This is a genomic window from Paraburkholderia sp. JHI2823 (assembly GCF_038900695.1).
Lineage (GTDB): Bacteria > Pseudomonadota > Gammaproteobacteria > Burkholderiales > Burkholderiaceae > Paraburkholderia > Paraburkholderia mimosarum.
Genome location: NZ_JAYMRY010000003.1, coordinates 394,358 through 415,802 on the forward strand (window position 1 = coordinate 394,358; position 21,445 = coordinate 415,802).

Consider the following 21,445-nt stretch of genomic DNA (forward strand, 5'->3'; position numbering starts at 1 on the left):
CGGAGCAGTGCCCGGCACGGGCTCGGTGCGCCTGAAATGCCTTCCCCTGAAACGAATACCAGCAGGTCCCCCATGCTTGAAAACTTTCGTGCTCATGTAGCCGCGCGCGCCGCGCTCGGCATCCCCCCCCTGCCGCTGACGGCACAGCAAACCGCCGAGCTGGTGGAGCTGCTGACGAATCCGCCCGCGGGCGAAGAAGAGACCCTGCTCGACCTGATCACCAACCGCGTGCCCGCCGGCGTGGACGAAGCCGCCCGCGTGAAGGCCGGCTTCCTGGCCGCCGTGGCCAAGGGCGAAACGGCCTGGGCGCTGATCTCTCGCGCGCGCGCCACCGAGCTGCTCGGCACGATGCTCGGCGGCTACAACATCCAGCCGCTGATCGAGCTGCTGTCCGACGCCGAAGTGGGCACCGTCGCGGCCGACGCGCTGAAGAAGACCCTCCTGATGTTCGACGCGTTCCACGACGTCAAGGAACTCGCCGACAAGGGCAACGCCAACGCGCGCGCCGTGCTGCAAAGCTGGGCCGACGCCGAATGGTTCACGAGCCGTCCGGAAGTCCCGCAAAGCCTGACCATCACCGTTTTCAAGGTGACGGGCGAAACCAACACCGACGACCTCTCGCCGGCTCCGGACGCCACGACCCGCCCCGACATCCCGCTGCACGCGCTGGCGATGCTCAAGAACGCTCGTCCGGGCATCACGCCTGAAGAAGACGGCAAGCGCGGCCCGGTCAAGTTCATCGAATCGCTGAAGGAAAAAGGCCACCTCGTCGCCTACGTGGGCGACGTGGTCGGCACCGGCTCCTCGCGCAAGTCGGCGACCAACTCGGTGCTGTGGTTCACGGGTGAAGACATCCCCTTCATCCCGAACAAGCGCTTCGGCGGCGTGTGCCTCGGCGGCAAGATCGCCCCGATCTTCTACAACACGATGGAAGATGCCGGCGCCCTGCCGATCGAACTCGACGTGTCGAAGATGGAAATGGGCGACGTGGTCGAACTGCGCCCGTACGAAGGCAAGGCTCTGAAGAACGGCGAAGTGATCGCCGAGTTCCAGGTCAAGTCCGACGTGCTGTTCGACGAAGTGCGCGCCGGCGGCCGCATTCCGCTGATCATCGGCCGCGGCCTGACCGCCAAGGCGCGTGAAGCGCTGGGCCTCGCTCCCTCGACCCTGTTCCGTCTGCCGCAGCAGCCGGCCAACAGCGGCAAGGGCTTCTCGCTGGCCCAGAAGATGGTCGGCCGCGCGTGCGGCCTGCCGGAAGGCCAGGGCGTCCGCCCGGGCACGTACTGCGAACCGAAGATGACCTCGGTCGGCTCGCAGGACACCACGGGCCCGATGACGCGCGACGAACTCAAGGACCTGGCGTGCCTCGGCTTCTCGGCCGACCTCGTCATGCAGTCGTTCTGTCACACCGCCGCTTATCCGAAGCCGGTGGACGTGAAGACGCACCAGACCCTGCCGAACTTCATCAGCAACCGTGGCGGCATCGCGCTGCGCCCGGGCGACGGCGTGATCCACTCGTGGCTCAACCGCATGCTGCTGCCCGACACCGTCGGCACCGGCGGCGACTCGCACACGCGCTTCCCGATCGGCATCAGCTTCCCGGCCGGCTCGGGCCTCGTCGCCTTCGCGGCCGCCACCGGCACGATGCCGCTCGACATGCCCGAATCGGTGCTGGTCCGCTTCAAGGGCAAGATGCAGCCGGGCGTGACCCTGCGTGACCTCGTCAACGCAATCCCGCTGTATGCCATCAAGCAAGGCATGCTCACGGTTGCCAAGCAAGGCAAGAAGAACATCTTCTCGGGCCGCATTCTCGAAATCGAAGGCCTGCCCGACCTGAAGGTCGAGCAGGCGTTCGAGCTGTCCGATGCATCGGCCGAGCGCTCGGCCGCCGGCTGCACGGTCCACCTGAACAAGGAACCGATCATCGAGTACCTCAACAGCAACATCACGCTGCTGAAGTGGATGATCGCCCAGGGCTACCAGGACCCGCGCAGCCTGCAGCGCCGCATCAAGGCGATGGAACAGTGGCTGGCCGACCCGCAACTGCTCTCGCCGGACGCGGACGCCGAGTACGCCGCCGTCATCGAAATCGATCTGGCCGACATTCACGAGCCGATCGTGGCCTGCCCGAACGACCCCGACGACGTGAAGACGCTGTCGGACGTGGCCGGTGCGAAGATCGACGAAGTGTTCATCGGCTCCTGCATGACCAATATCGGTCACTTCCGTGCCGCGTCGAAGCTGCTCGAAGGCAAGCGCGACATTCCGGTCAAGCTGTGGGTCGCTCCGCCGACCAAGATGGACCAGAAGCAGCTGACCGAGGAAGGCCACTACGGCGTCTTCGGAACGGCCGGTGCACGCACCGAAATGCCGGGCTGCTCGCTGTGCATGGGCAACCAGGCACAGGTGCGCGAAGGCGCGACGGTCATGTCGACCTCGACCCGTAACTTCCCGAACCGTCTGGGCAAGAACACGAACGTGTACCTCGGCTCGGCGGAACTGGCGGCAATCTGCTCGCGTCTGGGCAAGATCCCGACCAAAGAAGAGTACATGGCCGACATGGGCGTGCTCAGCGCCAACGGCGACAAGATCTACCAATACATGAACTTCGACCAGATCGAAGACTTCAAGGAAGTGGCCGACACCGTGCAGATGTAAGCACGTCGTCGGGCTGCGGCGCGGTATTCGCGTTGCAGCGTCCCGTCGGAGCGTCACGCAATGGCGCCGCAGGCTGAATGCCTGCGGCGCCATTTTTCTTTGGTGCGCTCGTCGATTCGCTCAGGAATCCTTTGCGACTCAGCTGCGGCGTTAATGTGGTACGCATTGACCGGATTGGCGTCGCTCGCATTCGCAAATGCGCGCCATGACGCGCGGCCGGTTAAAGTCATGACTGGCGCCCGAAGCGGATGGATGTTCGGGCTGGCTCAGCCGATCAAGATGGGGCGCAGCCATGACTATCCACAAGCTCAAGGTTGGCTCATTCGCGATTTGCGTGCTGCTCGCGATATTGAGCCCCAGCGCGGCATTGGCAGGCGAGGTCAAGGTCATGATATCGGGCTGGTTTGCGCCTGCGTATCGCGAACTGGGTCCGCAATACGAGGAAGAAACCGGCGATACCCTCGTCACCATCTGGGGTCCGGCAGCGGGCACGGCCTTGAATGCGATTCCCGTGCGGCTCGCGCGTGGGGAGTGGGCCGACGTGCTGATCGTGGTCGGCTACGCGCTCGACGATCAGATCAACACCGGCAACGTCGTGCCGGGCAGCAAGGTGGACCTCGCACGCTCGCCAATCGGCGTGGCGGTTCGCGAGGGGGTGCCGAAACCGGATATCAGCTCGGCCGACGCATTGCGCCGAACGCTGCTTGAAGCGAAATCGATCGTTTATCCGGACAGCGCGAATGGCGTCTACATCGGCGAAGAACTGTTTTCGCGTCTCGGCATCGAAGGGCGCGTGAAAAGCAAGAGCCGTATGGTTCCTGCCGAGCGGGTCGCCACCGTCGTTGCAAACGGCGAAGCGGAACTCGGTCTGCAACAGGTCGTGGAACTGTTGCCGGTGAAGGGGGTCACGGTGGTCGGCAGTTTGCCCGCGGAACTGCAAAGGTACACGGTGTTTTCCGGGGGCATCGCCGCGACTGCGAGAAATCCGGCTGGCGCTGAAGCGCTGCTTCGATATCTGTCGTCGCCGGAGGCGGCGCCCGCGATCGCGAGGAGCGGCCTTGAACCGCTCGCGACCGCGCCCGCGAACTGATCAGGCCATTTCGGGCTGCCTCGCATACCACCACTCGTCGACGGCCTGTTTGGCGTTCTGCTCGACCATGCTCAGCGCCATCAGCACATCGATCTTGAGCCTGGGAATAGCAAGCTCCAAGCACGGGAGTTTCGCCGTTGCGACCTGCGCATCGGTGCCTTCCAGAACCGCACGGCACAACCACTGCGTGTCCGTCGCATCTGCTTTCGCATCGACAGTGACTCGAAAGCCACGATAATCGATCGCCATACACTCTCCCGTAACCTGACAAATCGTAAATCCCGCGCCGGTGGACGGCGGCGAGCGTGCGACTATATCACCACTCGGGGGCGGCTTTAGCGCAGCGCGCTCGATTCATGCCCTGATTTAAAGGGCTATTCTGCGGGCACGGCGCCAGCGGCGATACCCGTCGAAACCGCAGTATCAGCTCGCGAGCGTGGTGCGCAGCGCAGCCTGCCGCATCGTTCGCCATCCCACGATCGCGAGCGACACACCCGAAATCACGGCCGCGAGCGAAACGTAATAAGCCGGCGCGAGCGTATCGCCCGTCACGTGGATCAGCACCTCGGCAATCGTCGGCGCGAAGCCGCCAAAGAGCGTCACGCCAAGGCTGTACGCAATCGAAAGCCCCGCGGAACGCACGCGCACGGGAAAGATCTCCGACATCAGCGCCGGCATCGGGCCCGAATACGCCGCCTTGAACACCCCGGCCGCGCCCTGGAGCACGAGGAGCCAGCCCAGCGTGGGATGGCGCTGCAAGAGTGCGAACATCGGATACGTGAGCGCGGCAAGCAGGATCGACGTGGTCAGCATGATGCGAATGCGCCCGATGCGGTCCGAGAGCGCGCCCATCACCGGCGAGAGCGCGAACTGCAGTCCCCCGTTGAGCACGACCACGCCGAACGAGGTCGCCGCCGCCATGTGAAGCTGCTTCACGGCGTACATCGGCATATAAAGCTGAAGGATGTACACGCCGACAGTCGATTGCGCGACGATGCCCACCGCGAGCAGCACGTTCACCCATTGGCGCGCGAGCGAGGGCTCATGGGTTGCGCGCCCATCCGCTTCGCGCCTTTCCTGCTGGTTCGCGACGAACTCGGGCGTTTCGTCCAGATGCGAGCGGATGTACCAGCCCACGGGGCCAAGCAGGAGCCCGAAGAAGAACGGCACGCGCCAGCCCCACGCCTGCAGTTGTTCGGGCGGCAGCCACCATGCGAGCACGCCACCGAACGAAGCAGCGAGAATTGCGGCCGCCCCCTGGCTAGCGAACTGCCAGCTCGCGTAGTAGCCACGTTTCGCCTGGCTGTGCTCGACCATGAACGCCGTCGCACTGCCGAATTCGCCGCCTACGGCGAAGCCCTGCACGAGTCGCGCAAGCAGGATCAGGAGCGGCGCCGCAATGCCGATCGCCGCGTACGGCGGCATGACCGCCATCGCGAGCGTGCCCGCCATCATGAGCGCAATGGCGAGCGTGAGTGCCGCCTTGCGTCCTTTGCGGTCGCCGTAGACGCCAAGCACGATGGCGCCGAGCGGTCGCATCAGGAAGGAAATGCCGAAGGTGCCGATGGCAAGCAGCGTTGATAGCCATTCGTCGTGCACGGGAAAGAACTGCTTCGCGATGATCGGCGCGAAGTAGCCGTACACGAGAAAGTCGAACCACTCGAGCGCATTGCCGATCGACGAGGAGAACACGATGCGGCGCACCATGCCGCGGCTGAGCGGCGCTTTCGAAGCCGATGATCCCATCCCCATGTCAATCTCCTCCATTTATTTTGATCTGCTAATTGATCGATTTGGGCCGCTCAGAAGCCCGCTGCGAGACCGTCGCGGCGCGTGTCGCTCGCGGCCACATAACCGCGCTCGGGATCGTTGCGATCGAGCTTCCAGATGAACTGGCCCGAGCCGAAGTCCATATAAGGATCGTCGATGCCCTTGATCTCGTGGCCAAGCCCCTGCAAGGCGCGAGCCGTCTGCGCATCGAAGGTCGATTCGATGTCGAGCGTGAAGTCGCGGTTGACCTTCCAGCGTGGCGCATCGCACGCGGCCTGCGGCTGCTGACCATAGTCGAGCATGCGCACGATCGACTGCAAATGCCCTTGCGGCTGCATGTCGCCGCCCATCACGCCGAAGCTCATCACCGCTTCCTGGCGGCCTTCCACCTGCTGTGTGAGGAACGCCGGAATGATGGTATGGAATGGGCGCTTGCCGCCTTCTACGACGTTCGGCGAGACTGGGTCCATCGAGAAGCCGCAGCCGCGGTTCTGCAACGCGATCCCGGTGCCCGGCACGACCACCCCCGAACCAAAGCCCATATAGTTCGACTGGATGAAGCTCACCATCATGCCGCGCTCGTCCACGGCGGACAGATAGATCGTGCCGCCCGAGCGCGGCATGCCGAAGTCGAACTGCGTCGCGCGCTTCGGATCGATCAGCTTCGCGCGCGCCTTGAGGTACGCGTCGTCGAGCATCTGCTCGGGCGTGACTTCCATCGAGCGCGGATCGGCAACGTAGCGGTAGACATCGGCGAATGCGAGTTTCATGGCCTCGATCTGCAGATGCTGCGATTCGAGGCTGTCCACTGCGAGCGAGCCCATGTCGAACTGTTCGAGGATACCGAGCGCGATCAGCGCGGCAATGCCCTGCCCGTTCGGCGGAATCTCGTGAACCGTGTAGCCGCGATAGTCCTTGCCGATCGGCTCGACCCATTCCGGCCGATAGTTGCGCAGGTCGTCCAGCGTGAGCGCGGCGCCGCCTTCGCGCGCAAACGTGGCGATGCGCGCGGCAACTTCTCCTTCGTAGTAGTCGCGCGGGCCGCGTTCGGCCAGACGCCGCAGCGTGGCCGCATGGCCGGGCAGGCACACGCGCTCGCTCACCTCCGGGGCGCGGCCGCGCGGCATGAAGGTCTCGGCAAAGCCCGGCTGGTCGTGCAGTTCGGGAATCGCCGCCTGCCACTTGCGCGCGACGATGGTCGCCACCGCATGGCCGCGCTCCGCGATCTCGATGGCCGGCTCCATGAGGTCCGCGAACGGCAGCGAGCCGAATTTCGCATGCAGCGCCTCCCAGCCGGCGATCACGCCGGGCACCGTCACCGTATCCCAGCCGCGCTTCGGCTGCTTCGCGAGACCGTCTTCCTCACCATATTTGCGGCGGAAGTAATCGACGCTCCATGCCGCCGGCGCATAGCCCGACGCGTTCAGGCCGTGCAGCTTCGCGCCGTCCCACACGAGCGCGAAGCAGTCGCTGCCGAGACCGTTGGACACGGGCTCGACCACGGTAATGGCGGCCGCGGCGGCGATCGCGGCGTCGATGGCATTGCCGCCCTTCCAGAGCATGCGCAGCCCCGCCTGTGCCGCGAGCGGATGCGAAGTCGAAACGACGTTGCGGGCGAACACCGGCAGGCGCGGCGTCGAATAAGGGTTTTGCCAGTTGAAGCGCGTCATGGGCGTCCACATCGGGTAATGAATGAAGGATGGCGGCGCGGGCGCGGCGGCATTCAGTTGCGGCGCGCACGGCTCCTGCCGGTTTATCGATTATGTTGAAGGTCAAGTCAAAAAAATATTAAGATTTTATTGTCGATACTTAAGTTTTATTTACATGCTCACTCTACGCATGCTGCGCACCTTGCAAGCCGTCGCGCGCAGCGGAACTTTTGCCACGGCGGCCGAGAAGACCGCCCTCACGCAGGCGGCCGTGAGCCAGCAGATGCGCGGGCTCGAAGAGGCGCTGGGCCGCCAGATCTTCGATCGCCGGGCGCGTCAGGTCGCGCTCACGCGCGAAGGCCGCGAGATCTGCGCCAAGGTCGATCACATTCTCGCGCTGATCGACGAACTGCCCGCCCGTGCGGGGGACACGATGCGCGGCTCGATCATCATCGGCGCAGTGGTATCAGTAATCGGCGCGCTTTCGCTGGCCGTCGCGCATCTGAAAACGGACCACCCTGAACTCGAAGTGCGCCTAACCTCGGCCCGCTCGAACGAGCTGGCGCGCATGGTGCAAGACGGCGATGTCGATCTCGCCGTCGTAGTTGGCAGTGCAGACGGTTCGCTGGACGAATCACTCGCATGGACGCCACTCTATGAAGAGCCGCTCATGCTCGTGACGAGCCGCGCGGCAACAGGCGACGATGCTCGGTCCATCCTGCGCGAACGCGGCTTCCTGCGCTTTGACCGGCGCGTGCCGACCGGCGTGGTGATCGACCAGGCGCTTGTCGAACTCGGCATCGAGCCGCTCGAATACCTCGAGCTGAATTCGATCGAAACGATCGTCTCGCTGGTGCGCAACGACGTGGGCGTGAGCGTGTTGCCGGTCCTGCAAGGCGGAAAATGGAAGAATGATCCCAATTTGCGGCTCGTGCCGCTGCCGGGGCGGCCCTTCATCCGCACAGTGGGGATGATTCACCGGAAGGCACACCGTCAAACCGCGCTCACACGAACGATTGCAGACATGCTGCGTCAGTGACAGAACAGATCGCTGCGACCATCTGTCATGCAAATTCCTCAACGGCTTATGAACAGGGGCGTCGAGGCCGCGAGGCCGGGTCGTTGGACCTGGCGTCGGGTTGACCTGCATCAACACGAAAGTAAAATGAAAGCCTGAAAACAAGAGCTGCCGAGGTTACCCGCCTCTCATCGCTCGATACGCCCGCTCACGCTCTTACCTGAGCATGAGAATTCGTTAGTTATACAAAACTAATTTCTGGAGAGAACCGCATGAAGCTCAGAACCCGCACCATCGCCACTGTCGCCATCGTCATTAGCGCCCTCGTGATGGGCCAGGTATTTGCGCAAACGAGCGCACAGACCAGCGCCGCCGAAAGCAAGGAAACCCGGAGCGCCGCCACGGTGACGCATAACGACCCGATCGTTCAGAAGCGCATGGAAATCCGTGAGGCCAACCGTGAACAGCGCGCCCGCACGGCGGAAGCACGGCAGACCTTCCAGCAGGAAGCGCGCGAAGCCAGAGCCGAGCGCAATCAGTCGGCGCAGGAATCCCGCGCCCGCGCGCAGGCCGCGCTCGATACAGCGGAATAAGGAAGCGCGCGTTCGCCCCGAAGCTGCACGCCTCGCGTGGTGCGCACCACGCCGATCGCGTAAGCTAACGTCGTTGCATGCTCACTCGCGAAGCCTCGCGCTTCGCGCCTCGAAGCGGGATCGACACGGGAAGGCGAACGCGCCATGCAAAGATCGCCCATCGCGCTGGTTGCAGACGGACTGCGAAATCTGCGGACCACGGCATTGCCGCTATGTGTGATGGCGCTTGTCACCTGTCTTGCCACCGGCCTTGCCGCCTGCCAGCAGTTGCCGCCGCTCGGCGAACGCACGCCGTCCACGGCGCTTTCGCCGGCCGAGGCCCGATCGACTCGACTGGGCACCGCCGTCGCAGCCGAACTCGCCACCCATCCCGACTTCACCGGCATCGATCCACTCTCGAATCCGCTCGAAGCCTTCGCCTCGCGCGTGGCGCTCGTACGCAGCGCCCAGCGCACGCTCGACGTCCAGTACTACATCTGGCGCAACGATCTCACCGGCACCCTGTTGCTCGAAGAACTCCGCGAGGCCGCCGACCGCGGCGTGCGCGTGCGCTTGCTGCTCGACGACAACGGCATTCCGTCCTCGCTCGATGCCACGCTAGCCGCGCTCAATGGGCATCCCAACGTCGAGGTGCGCCTCTTCAATCCGTTTGCCACACGCAAGCCCAAATCCATCGGGTTCCTCACCGAGTTTTCGCGGCTGAACCGGCGCATGCACAACAAGTCGCTCACGGCTGACGGCGTGGCGACCATTCTGGGCGGCCGCAATATCGGCGATGAATATTTCGGCGCGACGGACGGCGTGGTGTTCGCCGACCTCGATGTACTCGCCATCGGCCCCGCCGCCACCGATGTCGCGCACGACTTCGACCGTTACTGGGCCAGTGCATCGTCATTCCCGGCGTCGCAAATCCTCCCGTACGTGGCGCCCGACGCACTGGCCACGCTCGATCGCGCCGCGCTGGCGGCGCGCAACGATCCCGGCGCCGCGGACTACCTCGAAGCGCTGCGCAAGACGACCGACGTGCGCCGCCTGCTCGACGGCACATTGCCGCTCGAATGGGCCAAAACGCAACTGGTCAGCGACGACCCGGCGAAAGCACTCGGCACGGCCCCGCAGGAAACGCTCATTCTCAGCCAGTTGCACGAGATAGTGGGCGATCCGCACCGCGAACTCGATCTGGTTTCGCCGTACTTCGTACCGGGCGAAGTGGGCACGAAGTACTTCACCCAGCTCGCCGCAGAGGGCGTGACCGTGCGCGTGCTCACGAACTCGCTCGAAGCCACCGATGTCGCCGCCGTTCACTCCGGCTATGCCCGGCGCCGCGTGGCGCTGCTAGAAGGCGGCGTCGAACTGTTCGAGCTGCGGCGCGCGGCGGGCGCCAGCACGGAAACGGGCAAGGGCCCCTTCGGCAGTTCGGGGTCGAGCCTCCACGCCAAGACCTTCGCCGTAGATGCGGAGCGCGTTTTCGTCGGCTCGGTGAATTTCGATCCGCGCTCGGCCAAGCTCAATACCGAGCTTGGGCTCGTGATCGAGAGCCCCACGCTCGCGGGTCAGATTGAGCAGGCGTTCTGGACGCGCGTGCCGGAGCTTGCCTACCAGGCGCACCTCGACACGAACGGCAAACTCTACTGGACCCGCCTCGCCGACGGTACGGTCGTACGCTACGGCACCGAGCCCAACACGAAATGGAATCAGCGTCTGGGCGTCTGGTTCTTTTCCATCCTGCCGATCGAGTGGCTGTTGTAGCGCGCGCCGTTCCAGCGGTCGACCGCATCGAGTGGATACACGGGCCGCGCGAGCCGCTCGTATCGGAACAGCCCGTAGTCGGAACTCGTGACGCCGCGGCTGTCGCATTCGACGAGCGCGGCTGCGATCGGCACGAACACCGGCCGGCAGTACATCCGCGATTTCAGCAGCAGGAATCGCGCGCGGCGCGGATCGATGCCGACGCTCTCGAACACGCCAAGATCCCACGGCTCCTGCGTACGCTCGGTGACGACGAGCGTCGCCGGGCCGAGGTCGAGCACCACGCTGCGGCCCATGTGCGAACGCTGCCCTGTATAGGTCGGCCCCGTGATCACGTATTCGCCGTCGGTGATCGCCCGCACGACGCCGGTTGCGCGGAAGCGCGCGCGCTGCGCCCCGCCGTGCGACGGAAACCTGTTGCCGACCAGCACGGTGACGGCCGCGCCGACACCGGCGCCGATCAGTTGCGCCACCGCCTCGGGATCGCACAGCGGCCCGCTGACGATGCCGTCGAGCCCGTGCGCGAGCGCCGCCTCGAGCAGGTCCATCGTATCGCACGGGCCGCCCGACATGCAGTTGTCGCCGTGATCGAGCATCAGCACGGGCCGCTGCGCGCCACGCGCAAGCGCAGCCGCCCGCGCGACCGATTCCGCGAGCGGCGCGCTGCGATACACGAATTCGTCGCGCGCGTCCCAGATCTGCCGTGCGATGCGCTCAGCAACGGCATCGGCCGCCGCGCGGTTGCCGTCGCCGACCACGACCACACTGATGCACGGCGCGGGAATGTCCGCCAGCGAGAAGCCCGGCAGCACCGACACCGCGAGCACGCCATCGACCTCGGCCTCGGCCGCCCGCGCGGCTTCCACTGCGCGCCGCATCGCGCCTTCGGCGGTCGCGCTGCGCAGCGTCGACGTCATCAGCGGCGGCTGCCGCCATGCGAGCACGGGCCGCACACGGCCGTGGAGCCGGTCGAGCAGCAGGCGCGCCGCGTGCTCGCCGGTTTCATACATGTCGACGTGCGGATAGGTCTTGAAGCTGACGATCACGTCCGCGTGGTCGATCATCTTCTGCGTGACGTTCGCGTGCAGGTCGAGCGCAACCGCGATCGGCGCATCGGGCAGCGCCGCGCGCACGCGTGCGAGCAGGTCACCCTCGCCGTCCGCGCTTTGCTCGGCGACCATTGCGCCGTGCAGGTCGAGCATCACCGCGTCGCAGCCCGGTGCGGCCGCAACGATCGCGTCGCAGATCGCCGCATACGCGTCGGCCGCGACCGGGCCGCTGGGGTTCGCAGCCGCCGACACCGGCGTCGCGACCTCGGCGCCCGCACGCCGGGCCGCATCGAGGAACGCGGCCATCGCGGTGCGCATTCCGCGGTTCGCGCGATACGCGTCGTAGCCCCAGTCGGGGCCGTTCCAGCCGAACGCCGACAGCGGCGTTCGCACCGGCGAGAAGGTGTTCGTCTCGTGGTTCATCCGGGCGATCAGGAACTTCATTGCGCGTCGCCTTGCGTGTAACCCGTCGTGCCCTTCGTCTCCAGATACTCGGAGGCGAACTTCGCGCGGACCGCGCGGTCGACGTCGGCTGGGCTGCCGATCCTGAGCGGCGCATACGGCCGGCCCATGGCCCGATCGATCACGTCGATCGACCGCGCATCGGCGGGATCGAACCACGGTCCGCCAATATAGGATTGGTGTGACGTTCGCATCGAATGCTCCCTTTCGTTACGCCGGCGGCGCTCAACGCGTCGCCCGCGCAAACGTGTCGATGAGGATGTGGCGGATCTGCGCGGCGAACCACGCGATCTCTTCGCGCGACATCACGAGCGGCGGCGAGAACTGCACGATCGGCGTGCCCTCGTGATCGACGGCGGCCCGGCATAGCAGCCCCGCCTCGAAAATCGCCGGCGCGAGCAGCGTCGACACGAACGTCTGCGCGCTGATGCCAGTCGCCCAGGCGCGCGCGGCCTTGTCGGTCACGAGTTCGAGCGAGTAATGATAGCCGTCGCCGCGCACGTCGCCGACACACGGCAGCTCGAGCAGCGCGTCGAGCGTGCGGCGGAAGAACGCCTGGTTCTCGCGCACGTTCTCGAGCACGCCTTCCCGCTCCATGATCGCCAGGTTCGCGAGCGCGGCCGTGCACGCGACCGGATGCCCGCCGTACGTCGCGCCGTGCAGGAACATCCGCTGCGGCCCCTCGAGCACCGTATCGACGACCGCGTCGGTCGCGATCATGCCTCCGAGCGGCACGTAGCCCGACGCGACGCCCTTCGCGAACGTCAGGATGTCCGGCTGCAGCCCGTAGCGCCGCGACCCGAAATGTTCGCCGAGCCGGCCGAACCCGCAGATCACCTCGTCCGCGACCAGCAGCACGCCGTACCGGTCGCAGAGCACGCGCAGCCCCGCCGCGTAGCCGGGCGGCGGCGTCAGGCTGCCGCCAGCGTTCTGCAGCGGTTCGACGACGATCGCCGCGACGGTGTCGGGACCTTCCTGCACGATCAGCGATTCGATCTCGTCGAGCAGGTATTCCGTGAACTGCGCTTGCGTCTCGCCGGCTGGGCGGCGGTAGCGCTTCGTGTTGCTGACGTGCCGCACGCCCGCCATCAGCGGCTCGAAGTGCTTGCGGAAGTCGGTCATCCCATTCAGCGCAAGCGCGCCGAAAGACGTACCGTGATACGCGACGCGACGCGCGATGAACTTGCGCCGCTGCGGCTCGCCACGCGCCTGGTGATACTGGCGCACCAGCTTGATCGCCGATTCGTTCGACTCCGAGCCGCTCGACGTGAAGAACACGCGCTTCAGGCCGTCCGGCGCGAGCGCGGCCAGCTTGTGCGCGAGCCGGATCGCGGGTTCGTGGCCGTAGCCCCAGTTGGTCGCGAACGGCAGCCGCACCATCTGCTCGCGGATCGCGTCGCCGATCTCGGCGCCGCGGCTGTAGCCGACCTGCACGCAATAGAGCCCGGCCAGCCCGTCGAAATAGCGCCTGCCGTTGCGGTCGACGAGCCAGCAGCCCTCGCCACGGTCGAACACGGTCAGCGCGTTGTCGCCGTATGCGTCGGCGTGCGTGAAGTGCATCAGCAGGTGGCGTTTGCCGAGCGCCTGCAGATCCGCAGTATCGAGATTGACGCTTACATCGCTCATGTCCCAGTCCTCCTTGAGGGTTCAATACCTGCCTTGCGCGACCGGTCATTCAATTCATCGTCAGCTTCGGGGCCGGCCGCGTGAAGCCGCGCGTCAGCCACACGAGCTGGCAGAGGCCGAGCGCGAGCCAGCCGCTGCCGACATAGAACGTCTGGCGCGACAGCCCCGACCAGAGCCACACGTTCAGCGCGAAGCCGATCGCCGGCATCAGGCCGAACGTGATCCAGCCCGCGAAGCGGCGATGCTCCGACCGCACGAGATAGCTACGCATCACGCACAGGTTCACGACGGCGAACGCGACCAGTGCGCCGAAGCTGATCATCGTCGACGCGAGATCGAGCGTGATGAGCAGCGCGGACAGCGACACGACGCCGACCGCGAGTGTCGCGCGCACCGGCGTGCGCAGCCGCGCATGCAGATGGCCGAATACGCATGCCGGCAGCACCTGGTCGCGGCCCATCGCGAACAGCACGCGCGTCACGCTCGCCTGCCCGGCCATCGCGCTCGCGAAGCAGCCGGCAACGTAGACCGCGACGAACAGCGCCGACAGCATGCCGCCGCCGATCCGCTGCATCAGTTCGAGGCTGGCCGAATCGAGATCCCTGAACGCGTGCCAGTCCGGAAACACGACCTGCCCCGCATACGCGATCAGCATGAATAGCAGGCCGCTCAGCAGCGTGCAGAGCAGCATCGCGCGTGGCACCGTGCGGCGCGGCTCGCGCGTTTCCTCCGACAGTGTGGACACCGCGTCGAAGCCGAGAAAGGACAGGCACAGGATCGCGGAGCCTGCGAAGATCGCGCCCGCGTCGCCCGACGCCGGCAACGCGATCGAAATCGCGCTGCCGCGCCCGGCCGCGAACCGCGCAGACGCGCTGAAAAAGATCGCGATGAACACCAGCTGGCTGGCGATCAGCATCAGGTTCACGCGATTGACTAGCCGGATGCCGACGATGTTCAGCCCGGTGACGAGTGCGATGCTCGCCACGATCCACACGCTCGAGGGCACCAGCGGAAACAGCTGTTTCATGTAGATCCCGATGACGAGGTAACCGATCATCGGGATGAACAGGTAGTCCATCAGGAGCGCCCAGCCAACCATGAAGCCGGCCGACGCACCGAAGTTGCGGCTCGCGTACGTGTAGGCGGAGCCCGCGCCTGGCATCAGCCGCGCCATGTGGCCGTAGCTGCACGCCGTGAACAGCATCGCGACCAGCGTGACCGCGTATGCGGCCGTCAGATGGCCGTGCGTCTCGCGGGTGACGATTCCGTAGGTAGTGAACACCGTCAGCGGCAGCATGTAAGCCAGCCCGAAGATCACCAGCGTCGAGAGTCCCAGCACCTGGGCGGGCCCCGATGCGCCGCCGGGGCACTTCGCGCGCTGCGTGAATGCGTGCGTCGCGGCACCGGGCGCGCATCGACCTGGCCTGTCGTCTCTCATGCTGTCCTCACATGGATGGTGTCCATGACTTCAACCCTCGTTCGGCCGGCAACGCTGGCGTCCCCGGACTCGAGCACGAGTGTGTTGCGCCAAAAAATCGCGGGTGAATGAGAAAAGCGGACGTAATCGAGGGATATTTCCGGACGCGTTTGCGCGCACGGGCGGGGCAGCCCGGTCGCGGCATACCCCACTGGCGTTTCGCGGCCATTCCGGTTAATTTTTACGGCCTGTTCCCGCCAGGCCCCGATCCGCCCCATGGACAGCAGGTCCGATCGCAATCAGAGCCGCGCAGAATGCAAGCAGCGTTCTGCGCCCGGCCGCGCGCGTCCGACCGCGCGCCAGCAGGACATTCCCGCGACCGTCCACGCGATCGCGGTCGCGCTCGACGAGTGCCGTGAGCGGCAAATCGACAGCGCGACCGTGCTGGAAGGCACGGGGTTCGGCGCGGACGAAGTCGCGTCGCCGAACCTGCACGTGAATCGCGCGCAGGAGCAGCGCTGCTTCCGCAACTTGCTGCTATGCAGCGGCGTGCCGTCGATCGGCCTGTCGATCGGCGCGCGACTCCATGTTTCGACCCTCGGGCTCGCCGGGTACGCGATGCTGATCAGCAGCTCGGTCATGCAGGCAGTACAGTGCATGAGCCAGTTTCCGCTGTTCATGGGGCTGTATTTCGACGTGCGCATTCAGGCGTGCGCGCACGGCATGAGCGTGACGATCGGCAGCTACAACGGCGAGCCCGATCTCGAGGTCTTTCAGGTCGATATGTGCCTGTCCAGCCTGCGCCTGATCGTGTCCGACCTCGTCGGCAAACCGGTCTCACCCGAGCGGCTGCACCTCGCGCGAAGCACGCCGGAGCACGGCGCGGACTACGCGCGTCACTTCGGCTGCAAGGTCGTGTTCAATGCCGGCGAAAACGCTCTCGTGTTCACCTCGGTGAATGGCTCGGAGACGCCACGCCTCGCGAACGAAGTCAGCTTCAACGCGCTGCACGGCCAGTGCGAAGCACTCGAGCGGCAGTGGGCCGCATCGGTCGGCACGCGCTTCGCCGATCGTGCGAAGGAGATGATGGGACGCGACCTGTCGCACCTGAAGTCGATGACGTCGCTCGCAAACGCGCTGCACATGACGGAGCGCACGTTGCGCCGCCGGCTCGACAAGGACGGCATCACGTTTCAGTCGCTGCGCGACGAAGTGCGTCGCGACGAAGCGGCCCGGCTGCTCGACGACCCCGCGCTGACGGTCGCGGCGATCGCGGAACGGCTCGGCTACAGCGAGCCGCGCAGCTTTCGCCATGCGTACCGGCGCTGGACGGGAACGGCGCCGCGCGCGGATACGGCTACGGATACGGATACGAGCAAGGACGCGTGACATGACTATTCCGCGAAGTCAATGCAGGTTGCGGTCTTCGGCGGGGCCGCGCATCGGGGCCTGTCACTCGCCTGGCCCGACGCCGATGCGCGTGGCGCGCAGATCGGCTTCGTCCACCGCTTCTCAACGCAAAACGGCTCTGGGTCGTTCGATCCAGAGCCGTTGCGCTCACAAACAGCCCGGACTGCTTACACCGCTGCCGCGTTCAACGCCTCGATAGCCTCCAGCGCGCCACCCACCATCTCACGCAACGCCGGCTGCACTCGCTCCGCGAGCGCGGGCACATAGTCGAACGGCGCGGTTTCGTTCATGTACACGGACTGGCACATCTCGAGCTGAATCGCATGCACGCCATTCTGCGGCGCGCCGAAGTGGCGCGTGATATAGCCGCCCTTGAAGCGCCCGTTCGCCACCCACGTATAGCCGCTTGCCGCCGCCGTGCATTCGGCGCGCGCCTGCACCGCCGCGTTCGCCGTGCGGCCGTCCTGCGTGCCGATATTCAGGTCGGGCAGCTTGTCGTCGAACAGACGCGGCAATACGCTCGCGATCGAATGCGCTTCCCACAGCAATACATTCGCATGCGCCGCGCGCAAGCGCTTCAATTCGGCGGCCAGCGTGTCGTGATACGGCTGCCAGAACGTCTGCACGCGACGCTGGCGCTCCGCCGCGTCGGGCGCGCAACCCTCGCGATACACGGGCTCGCCGCGAAACGTCTCGGTCGGGCATAGGGAGGTGGTGGTCTGGCCGGGATAGAGACTCTCGTCGTTCGGCGGACGATTGAGGTCGATCACATAACGCGAGACACGCGCGCCAAGCACGGTCGCACCGAGCGCCTTCGCGAACGCGTAAAGGCGATCGAGATGCCAGTCCGTGTCCGCGACGGTCAACGCGATGTCCGTATACTGGCCGTGCATCGCAGCGGGAATATGCGTGCCCAGATGGGGAATCGAAATGATGAGCGGCGCTGTGCCGCGTTCCAGAGTAAAGATATCGGTCATGGAAATGTAGTCTCTCAAGTGGCGCGTGGGCTCGCGTTCGCCGCTCAGTCTTCGGCCAGCAATCGTGCGAGCGCGGCGCGATAGTCGGCGTAGAGGCGCGCCTCGTCGCGATGGCGTCGCCCTTCCACGATTTTTTCCCCGCCCGTGTAGACGTCGAGGACCGGCGTCTCGCCATGTTCGCAGAACACCACGGAAGAAAGCCACGTGTGCGGCTTCTGCTCCGCCAGATTCGGATGCTGCGCGTCGAGCACGATCCAGTCCGCGCGAGCGCCCGCTTTCAATGCGCCCACCTCGCGGCCGGTCGCGCTTGCGCCGCCAGCGAGCGCCGCGTCGAAGAGCCGGTCGGCCACCTGCGCCTGGTGCGCCGCGGCCAGCACGTTGCGCTCGCGCCGTGCGAGCCGCTGGCCGTATTCGAGCAGGCGCAACTCGGCGCGCCAGTCCACGCCGATATGGCTGTCCGAACCCACGCCGAACGCGCCGCCCGCATCGAGATAATCGCGTGCCGGGAAAATGCCATCGCCCAGGTTGGCCTCGGTCGTGAGGCACAGGCCGGCAATCGCACCACGCTTCGCCAGTGCTGCGGTTTCCTGCGCATCGATGTGCGTGGCATGAACGAGGCACCAGCGCGCGTTCACGTCGAAGCGGTCTAGCAGCCATTGCACCGGCCGCGCGCCTTCCGTCGCGATGCAGGCTTCCACTTCCGCCGTCTGTTCGGCAATGTGGATGTGCACCGGCGCGCCCGGCGTCGAGCGGTCGAGACCTTCGAGCAGCGCGCGCAACGATTCGTGCGAAACGGCGCGCAGCGAATGCGGCGCGACCCCGTAGCGCAGCGCGCCATGCTCGGGCCGCCACGCGCGCAGCGCCTCGACGATGCCGAGCAACTGCTCCGGCGTGTTGATGAAGCGGCGCTGATCGTCACGCGGCGCGCGCGCGCCGAAGCCGCTGTACTGATAGAGCACGGGCAGCATCGTCATGCCGATGCCGGTGACGTCCGCCGCATCGACCACGCGCTGCGCCAGTTCCGCGGGGCTCGCGTAACGCTGGCCGTCCTGCGCGTGATGCACGTAGTGGAATTCACAAACCGACGTATAGCCCGCCTTCAGCATTTCGACGTAGAGCCAGCGCGCGATTGCGCCCAGATCGTCGGGCGTGATGCGCGCCGCGAAGCGATACATCAGGTCGCGCCAGCTCCAGAAGCTATCCGTGGGATTCGCGCGATATTCGGTGAGGCCGGCCATGGCGCGCTGGAACGCGTGCGAATGAAGATTAGGCATGCCAGGCAATATCGGGCCTGCCGCATGGGCGACGCCGCTCGGCGCCTGCGCCAGATCGGGCGTCACGCCGCGCAGCGTGCCCGCCGCATCCCATTCGAGCAGCACATTGCGCCGCCAGCCGTCGGGCAGATACGCTTGCGCGGCAAAGAGCGCGCGTGAAGCCGGATTCGTTTCGATGGTGTGATTCATGCGTGAAAATAGCGCTCAAATGCGCCGCTCGAATGCGCGGCGCTCGAAAACGGTCTCGCCGCCGCGCACCACGCGGGCGCAAAGCGGACGGCCGATCCAGTAGGCAAGTTCCGCGAGCGATTGCACCGGCCATACGGCGAAGTCCGCGGGGCGGCCGACCGCAAGCGTGCCATGACGCTCCGCGTCGCCGAATGCCTGCGCGGCATGCCGCGTGACACCCTGCAGCACTTCGGGCACCGTCATGCGGAACAACGTGGTCGCCATGTTCATCATGAGCAGCAGCGACGTCGCGGGCGACGTGCCCGGGTTGCTGTCGGTCGAAATGGCGATCGGCACCTCGTAGCGCCGCAGCAATTCCAGCGGCGGAAGCTGCGTTTCGCGGATGAAGTAGTACGCGCCGGGCAGCAGCACGGCCACGGTGCCAGCGGCCTTCATCGCGGCGACGCCTGCTTCGTCGAGAAATTCCAGATGGTCGGCCGACAACGCGCCGTGACGCGCCGCGAGCGCCGCGCCGCCGCTGTTGGAAAGCTGCTCGGCGTGCATCTTGACCGCGAGCTTGCGCCGTGCGGCCGCCTCGAACACGCGCTCGCTCTGCGCGAGCGAGAAGCCGATTCGTTCGCAGAACACATCGACGGCATCGACGAGTCCTTCGTCGGCCAGCGCGGGCAGCATGCGTTCGCACACTTCGTCGATATAGTCGTCGGCGCGGCCCGCGAACTCGGGCGGCAACGCATGCGCGCCGAGGAACGTGGTGCGCACCGTGACCGGATAGCGCTCGCCCAGTTCGCGCGCGACACGCAGCATCTTGCGCTCGCTGGCCAGATCGAGGCCGTAGCCCGACTTGATCTCGACCGCCGTCACGCCTTCCGCGAGCAACGCCTCGAGACGTGGCGCCGACTGCGCATAGAGCGACGCTTCGTCGGCGGCGCGCGTGGCGCGCACCGTCGAGACGATGCCGCCGCCCTGCCGCGCAATTTCTTCGTAGCTCACGCCCGCAAGACGCTGCGCGAATTCGTCGGCGCGCTGACCGCCGTAGACCAGGTGTGTGTGGCAGTCCACGAGGCCGGGCGTGACCCAGGCGCCGCCCAGATCCTCGCGCGGCCATTCGGTGAAGTGCGCGGGCAGGTCTTGCGCTGCGCCGAGCCATGCGATCTTGCCGTCTTCCACGGCGAGCGCCGCATTTTCGACGGTATGACCCGGATCGCCATGAGGACAAAGCTTGAGGTTCTGCCAGAGCGTGCGTTTCATGAAGTGCGCACGGCATCGCGCGATACCGTGTCCGTAATGTCTTGCGGCGGCGCGTCCAGCATGTCCAGCGCCACGGCGAGCAACGCGCCCGCGCCGCACGTTTCGATTTGCAGGGGACGCTGCGCGTCGGGCGTATCGATGCGCAGCGTGTCGCCAGCCTCGAGCTGCACCTCCCGATCGCCATCTATGCGCACGTCTTGTTCGCCTTGCGCGCAGTACAGCAGCACCGTTTGTGCGCGCAGGTTGTACCGCGCGTTTTCGCGCCACACTTCCAGCGTGCCGCGCGCCGCGCCGCGTCGCACCATCAGGTTGAAATCGCGCGTGGCGCCATTGACGAGGCGCGCATCGATCGCCGCCTCGCCGGCAAAACGCGCGACGTCAAGCGGCTGCGTGAGTGCGTGCGTGCTGCCCGCTTCGTCGAGCAGCATGCCCGCGCCTTCCAGCAGCACCAGCGTGCGATCGACGCCTTCGAAGCGCGAGAACGGCCCCGCCTGCGCGACGTCGGCCACGCTCACGCGCCACGCGAACGTGTCCAGCGATGCGGCGGCCTGCGAGACCATGGGCGCCGCCGCGATTTCGCGCGTGACGCCGCCGCCGTTTTTCCACGGCGACGCCACGAGCGCCGCGCCACGCAACAGCGTGAGGCTCGCCGCCTGCACCAGCGGCTTTACCATGTTTGCGCCGCTCATCGGCCGAGCATCGGCAGCTTGAGTCCCGCCTCGCGCGCGGTTTGCTGCGCGAGTTCATAACCGGCGTCCGCATGGCGCATCACGCCCGTGGCTGGGTCGTTGAGCAGCACGCGGCCAAGACGCTCGTGCGCCGCCTGCGTGCCGTCCGCCACGATCACCACGCCCGAGTGCTGCGAGAAGCCCATGCCCACGCCGCCGCCATGGTGCAGCGAGACCCACGACGCGCCGCCCGCCGTATTGAGCAGCGCATTGAGCAGCGGCCAGTCGCTCACGGCATCCGAGCCGTCCTTCATCGCTTCCGTCTCGCGGTTCGGGCTCGCCACCGAGCCGGTGTCCAGATGGTCACGGCCGATCACGATCGGCGCCTTCAGCTCGCCGTTCTTCACCATCTCGTTGAACGCCTGGCCGAGGCGATAGCGATCCTTCACGCCCACCCAGCAGATACGCGCGGGCAGCCCCTGGAACGCGATGCGCTCGCGCGCCATGTCGAGCCAGTTGTGCAGGTGCGGATCGTCGGGAATCAGCTCCTTGACCTTGGCGTCGGTCTTATAGATGTCCTCGGGATCGCCCGAAAGCG

The 21,445-nt window shown here is 66.2% G+C and carries 17 protein-coding genes and 2 pseudogenes; 6 read left to right on the forward strand and 13 right to left on the reverse strand.

The window, feature by feature from the left end:
* Positions 1–72 precede the first annotated feature (72 nt).
* Positions 73–2,658, forward strand: coding sequence for a bifunctional aconitate hydratase 2/2-methylisocitrate dehydratase (acnB, locus tag VSR34_RS06200; RefSeq protein ID WP_342962104.1), 2,586 nt, complete (start codon positions 73–75; stop codon positions 2,656–2,658).
* 53 nt (positions 2,659–2,711) lie between these two features.
* Here the strand turns inward: acnB and VSR34_RS06205 are convergent, their stop codons facing one another.
* Positions 2,712–2,888, reverse strand: a complete 177-nt coding sequence (locus VSR34_RS06205) for a hypothetical protein (RefSeq protein WP_154671347.1) — start codon at positions 2,886–2,888, stop codon at positions 2,712–2,714.
* Positions 2,889–2,950: 62 nt separating this feature from the next.
* Here VSR34_RS06205 and VSR34_RS06210 point away from each other — a divergent pair, with 62 nt between their 5' ends.
* Positions 2,951–3,748, forward strand: coding sequence for a substrate-binding domain-containing protein (locus VSR34_RS06210; protein WP_342962105.1), 798 nt, complete (start codon positions 2,951–2,953; stop codon positions 3,746–3,748).
* Here the strand turns inward: VSR34_RS06210 and VSR34_RS06215 are convergent, their stop codons facing one another.
* The 3 genes from VSR34_RS06215 to VSR34_RS06225 all read right to left on the reverse strand — a co-directional run bounded on the left by VSR34_RS06215 (position 3,749) and on the right by VSR34_RS06225 (position 7,188).
* The gene (locus tag VSR34_RS06215; RefSeq protein ID WP_028214264.1) at positions 3,749–3,997 is read right to left on the reverse strand and encodes a hypothetical protein; all 249 of its coding nucleotides are present in this window, start codon (positions 3,995–3,997) and stop codon (positions 3,749–3,751) included. It abuts the gene before it with no gap.
* A gap of 174 nt (positions 3,998–4,171) precedes the next feature.
* Entirely contained in the window at positions 4,172–5,500 is a 1,329-nt protein-coding gene (locus VSR34_RS06220) for an MFS transporter (protein ID WP_036045945.1), read from the reverse strand.
* 50 nt (positions 5,501–5,550) lie between these two features.
* A complete protein-coding gene (locus VSR34_RS06225) occupies positions 5,551–7,188 on the reverse strand; it encodes a gamma-glutamyltransferase family protein (RefSeq protein ID WP_028214262.1) in 1,638 nt (545 codons plus the stop codon).
* 154 nt (positions 7,189–7,342) lie between these two features.
* Here VSR34_RS06225 and VSR34_RS06230 point away from each other — a divergent pair, with 154 nt between their 5' ends.
* The 3 genes from VSR34_RS06230 to VSR34_RS06240 all read left to right on the forward strand — a co-directional run bounded on the left by VSR34_RS06230 (position 7,343) and on the right by VSR34_RS06240 (position 10,527).
* Positions 7,343–8,206 (forward strand): LysR substrate-binding domain-containing protein, encoded by an 864-nt coding sequence (locus VSR34_RS06230; protein ID WP_342962122.1) that lies wholly within the window; start codon positions 7,343–7,345, stop codon positions 8,204–8,206.
* Between the two features lie 251 nt (positions 8,207–8,457).
* Positions 8,458–8,778 carry a hypothetical protein gene (locus VSR34_RS06235; protein WP_042290987.1) on the forward strand — a complete coding sequence of 107 codons (321 nt, stop codon included), beginning with the start codon at positions 8,458–8,460 and terminating at the stop codon, positions 8,776–8,778.
* 219 nt (positions 8,779–8,997) lie between these two features.
* Complete coding sequence (locus VSR34_RS06240) at positions 8,998–10,527, forward strand: phospholipase D family protein (RefSeq protein ID WP_342962123.1); 1,530 nt, start codon at positions 8,998–9,000, stop codon at positions 10,525–10,527.
* On the opposite strand, the gene VSR34_RS06245 is transcribed toward VSR34_RS06240, so the two are convergent.
* The 4 genes and pseudogenes from VSR34_RS06245 to VSR34_RS06260 all read right to left on the reverse strand — a co-directional run bounded on the left by VSR34_RS06245 (position 10,473) and on the right by VSR34_RS06260 (position 15,102).
* The gene (locus VSR34_RS06245; RefSeq protein WP_051391114.1) at positions 10,473–12,020 is read right to left on the reverse strand and encodes a M81 family metallopeptidase; all 1,548 of its coding nucleotides are present in this window, start codon (positions 12,018–12,020) and stop codon (positions 10,473–10,475) included. The two genes, VSR34_RS06240 and VSR34_RS06245, sit on opposite strands and share 55 nt — an antisense overlap.
* A 62-nt stretch (positions 12,021–12,082) precedes the next feature.
* A pseudogene (locus tag VSR34_RS06250) lies at positions 12,083–12,232 on the reverse strand (aldehyde dehydrogenase family protein); the annotation flags it as partial.
* 31 nt (positions 12,233–12,263) lie between these two features.
* The gene (locus VSR34_RS06255) at positions 12,264–13,664 is read right to left on the reverse strand and encodes an aspartate aminotransferase family protein (protein ID WP_028214258.1); all 1,401 of its coding nucleotides are present in this window, start codon (positions 13,662–13,664) and stop codon (positions 12,264–12,266) included.
* 49 nt (positions 13,665–13,713) lie between these two features.
* Positions 13,714–15,102 carry an APC family permease gene (locus VSR34_RS06260; protein WP_028214257.1) on the reverse strand — a complete coding sequence of 463 codons (1,389 nt, stop codon included), beginning with the start codon at positions 15,100–15,102 and terminating at the stop codon, positions 13,714–13,716.
* 255 nt (positions 15,103–15,357) lie between these two features.
* Between VSR34_RS06260 and VSR34_RS06265 the strand changes: the two genes are divergently transcribed.
* Positions 15,358–16,470 carry an AraC family transcriptional regulator gene (locus VSR34_RS06265; protein WP_028231951.1) on the forward strand — a complete coding sequence of 371 codons (1,113 nt, stop codon included), beginning with the start codon at positions 15,358–15,360 and terminating at the stop codon, positions 16,468–16,470.
* Between the two features lie 188 nt (positions 16,471–16,658).
* On the opposite strand, the gene hutG is transcribed toward VSR34_RS06265, so the two are convergent.
* From hutG to VSR34_RS06290, 5 genes and pseudogenes are all read right to left on the reverse strand, one after another.
* Positions 16,659–17,468 carry an N-formylglutamate deformylase gene (gene hutG / locus VSR34_RS06270; RefSeq protein ID WP_342962106.1) on the reverse strand — a complete coding sequence of 270 codons (810 nt, stop codon included), beginning with the start codon at positions 17,466–17,468 and terminating at the stop codon, positions 16,659–16,661.
* Between the two features lie 44 nt (positions 17,469–17,512).
* A complete protein-coding gene (locus VSR34_RS06275) occupies positions 17,513–18,931 on the reverse strand; it encodes a formimidoylglutamate deiminase (protein WP_028214254.1) in 1,419 nt (472 codons plus the stop codon).
* Between the two features lie 15 nt (positions 18,932–18,946).
* Complete coding sequence (gene hutI, locus VSR34_RS06280; RefSeq protein WP_342962107.1) at positions 18,947–20,179, reverse strand: imidazolonepropionase; 1,233 nt, start codon at positions 20,177–20,179, stop codon at positions 18,947–18,949.
* Positions 20,176–20,853 carry a HutD family protein gene (locus VSR34_RS06285; RefSeq protein WP_081901411.1) on the reverse strand — a complete coding sequence of 226 codons (678 nt, stop codon included), beginning with the start codon at positions 20,851–20,853 and terminating at the stop codon, positions 20,176–20,178. Before VSR34_RS06285 ends, hutI begins: the two co-directional genes overlap by 4 nt.
* Before the next feature lie 11 nt (positions 20,854–20,864).
* Positions 20,865–21,445 (reverse strand): annotated as a pseudogene (locus VSR34_RS06290) (urocanate hydratase); the annotation flags it as partial.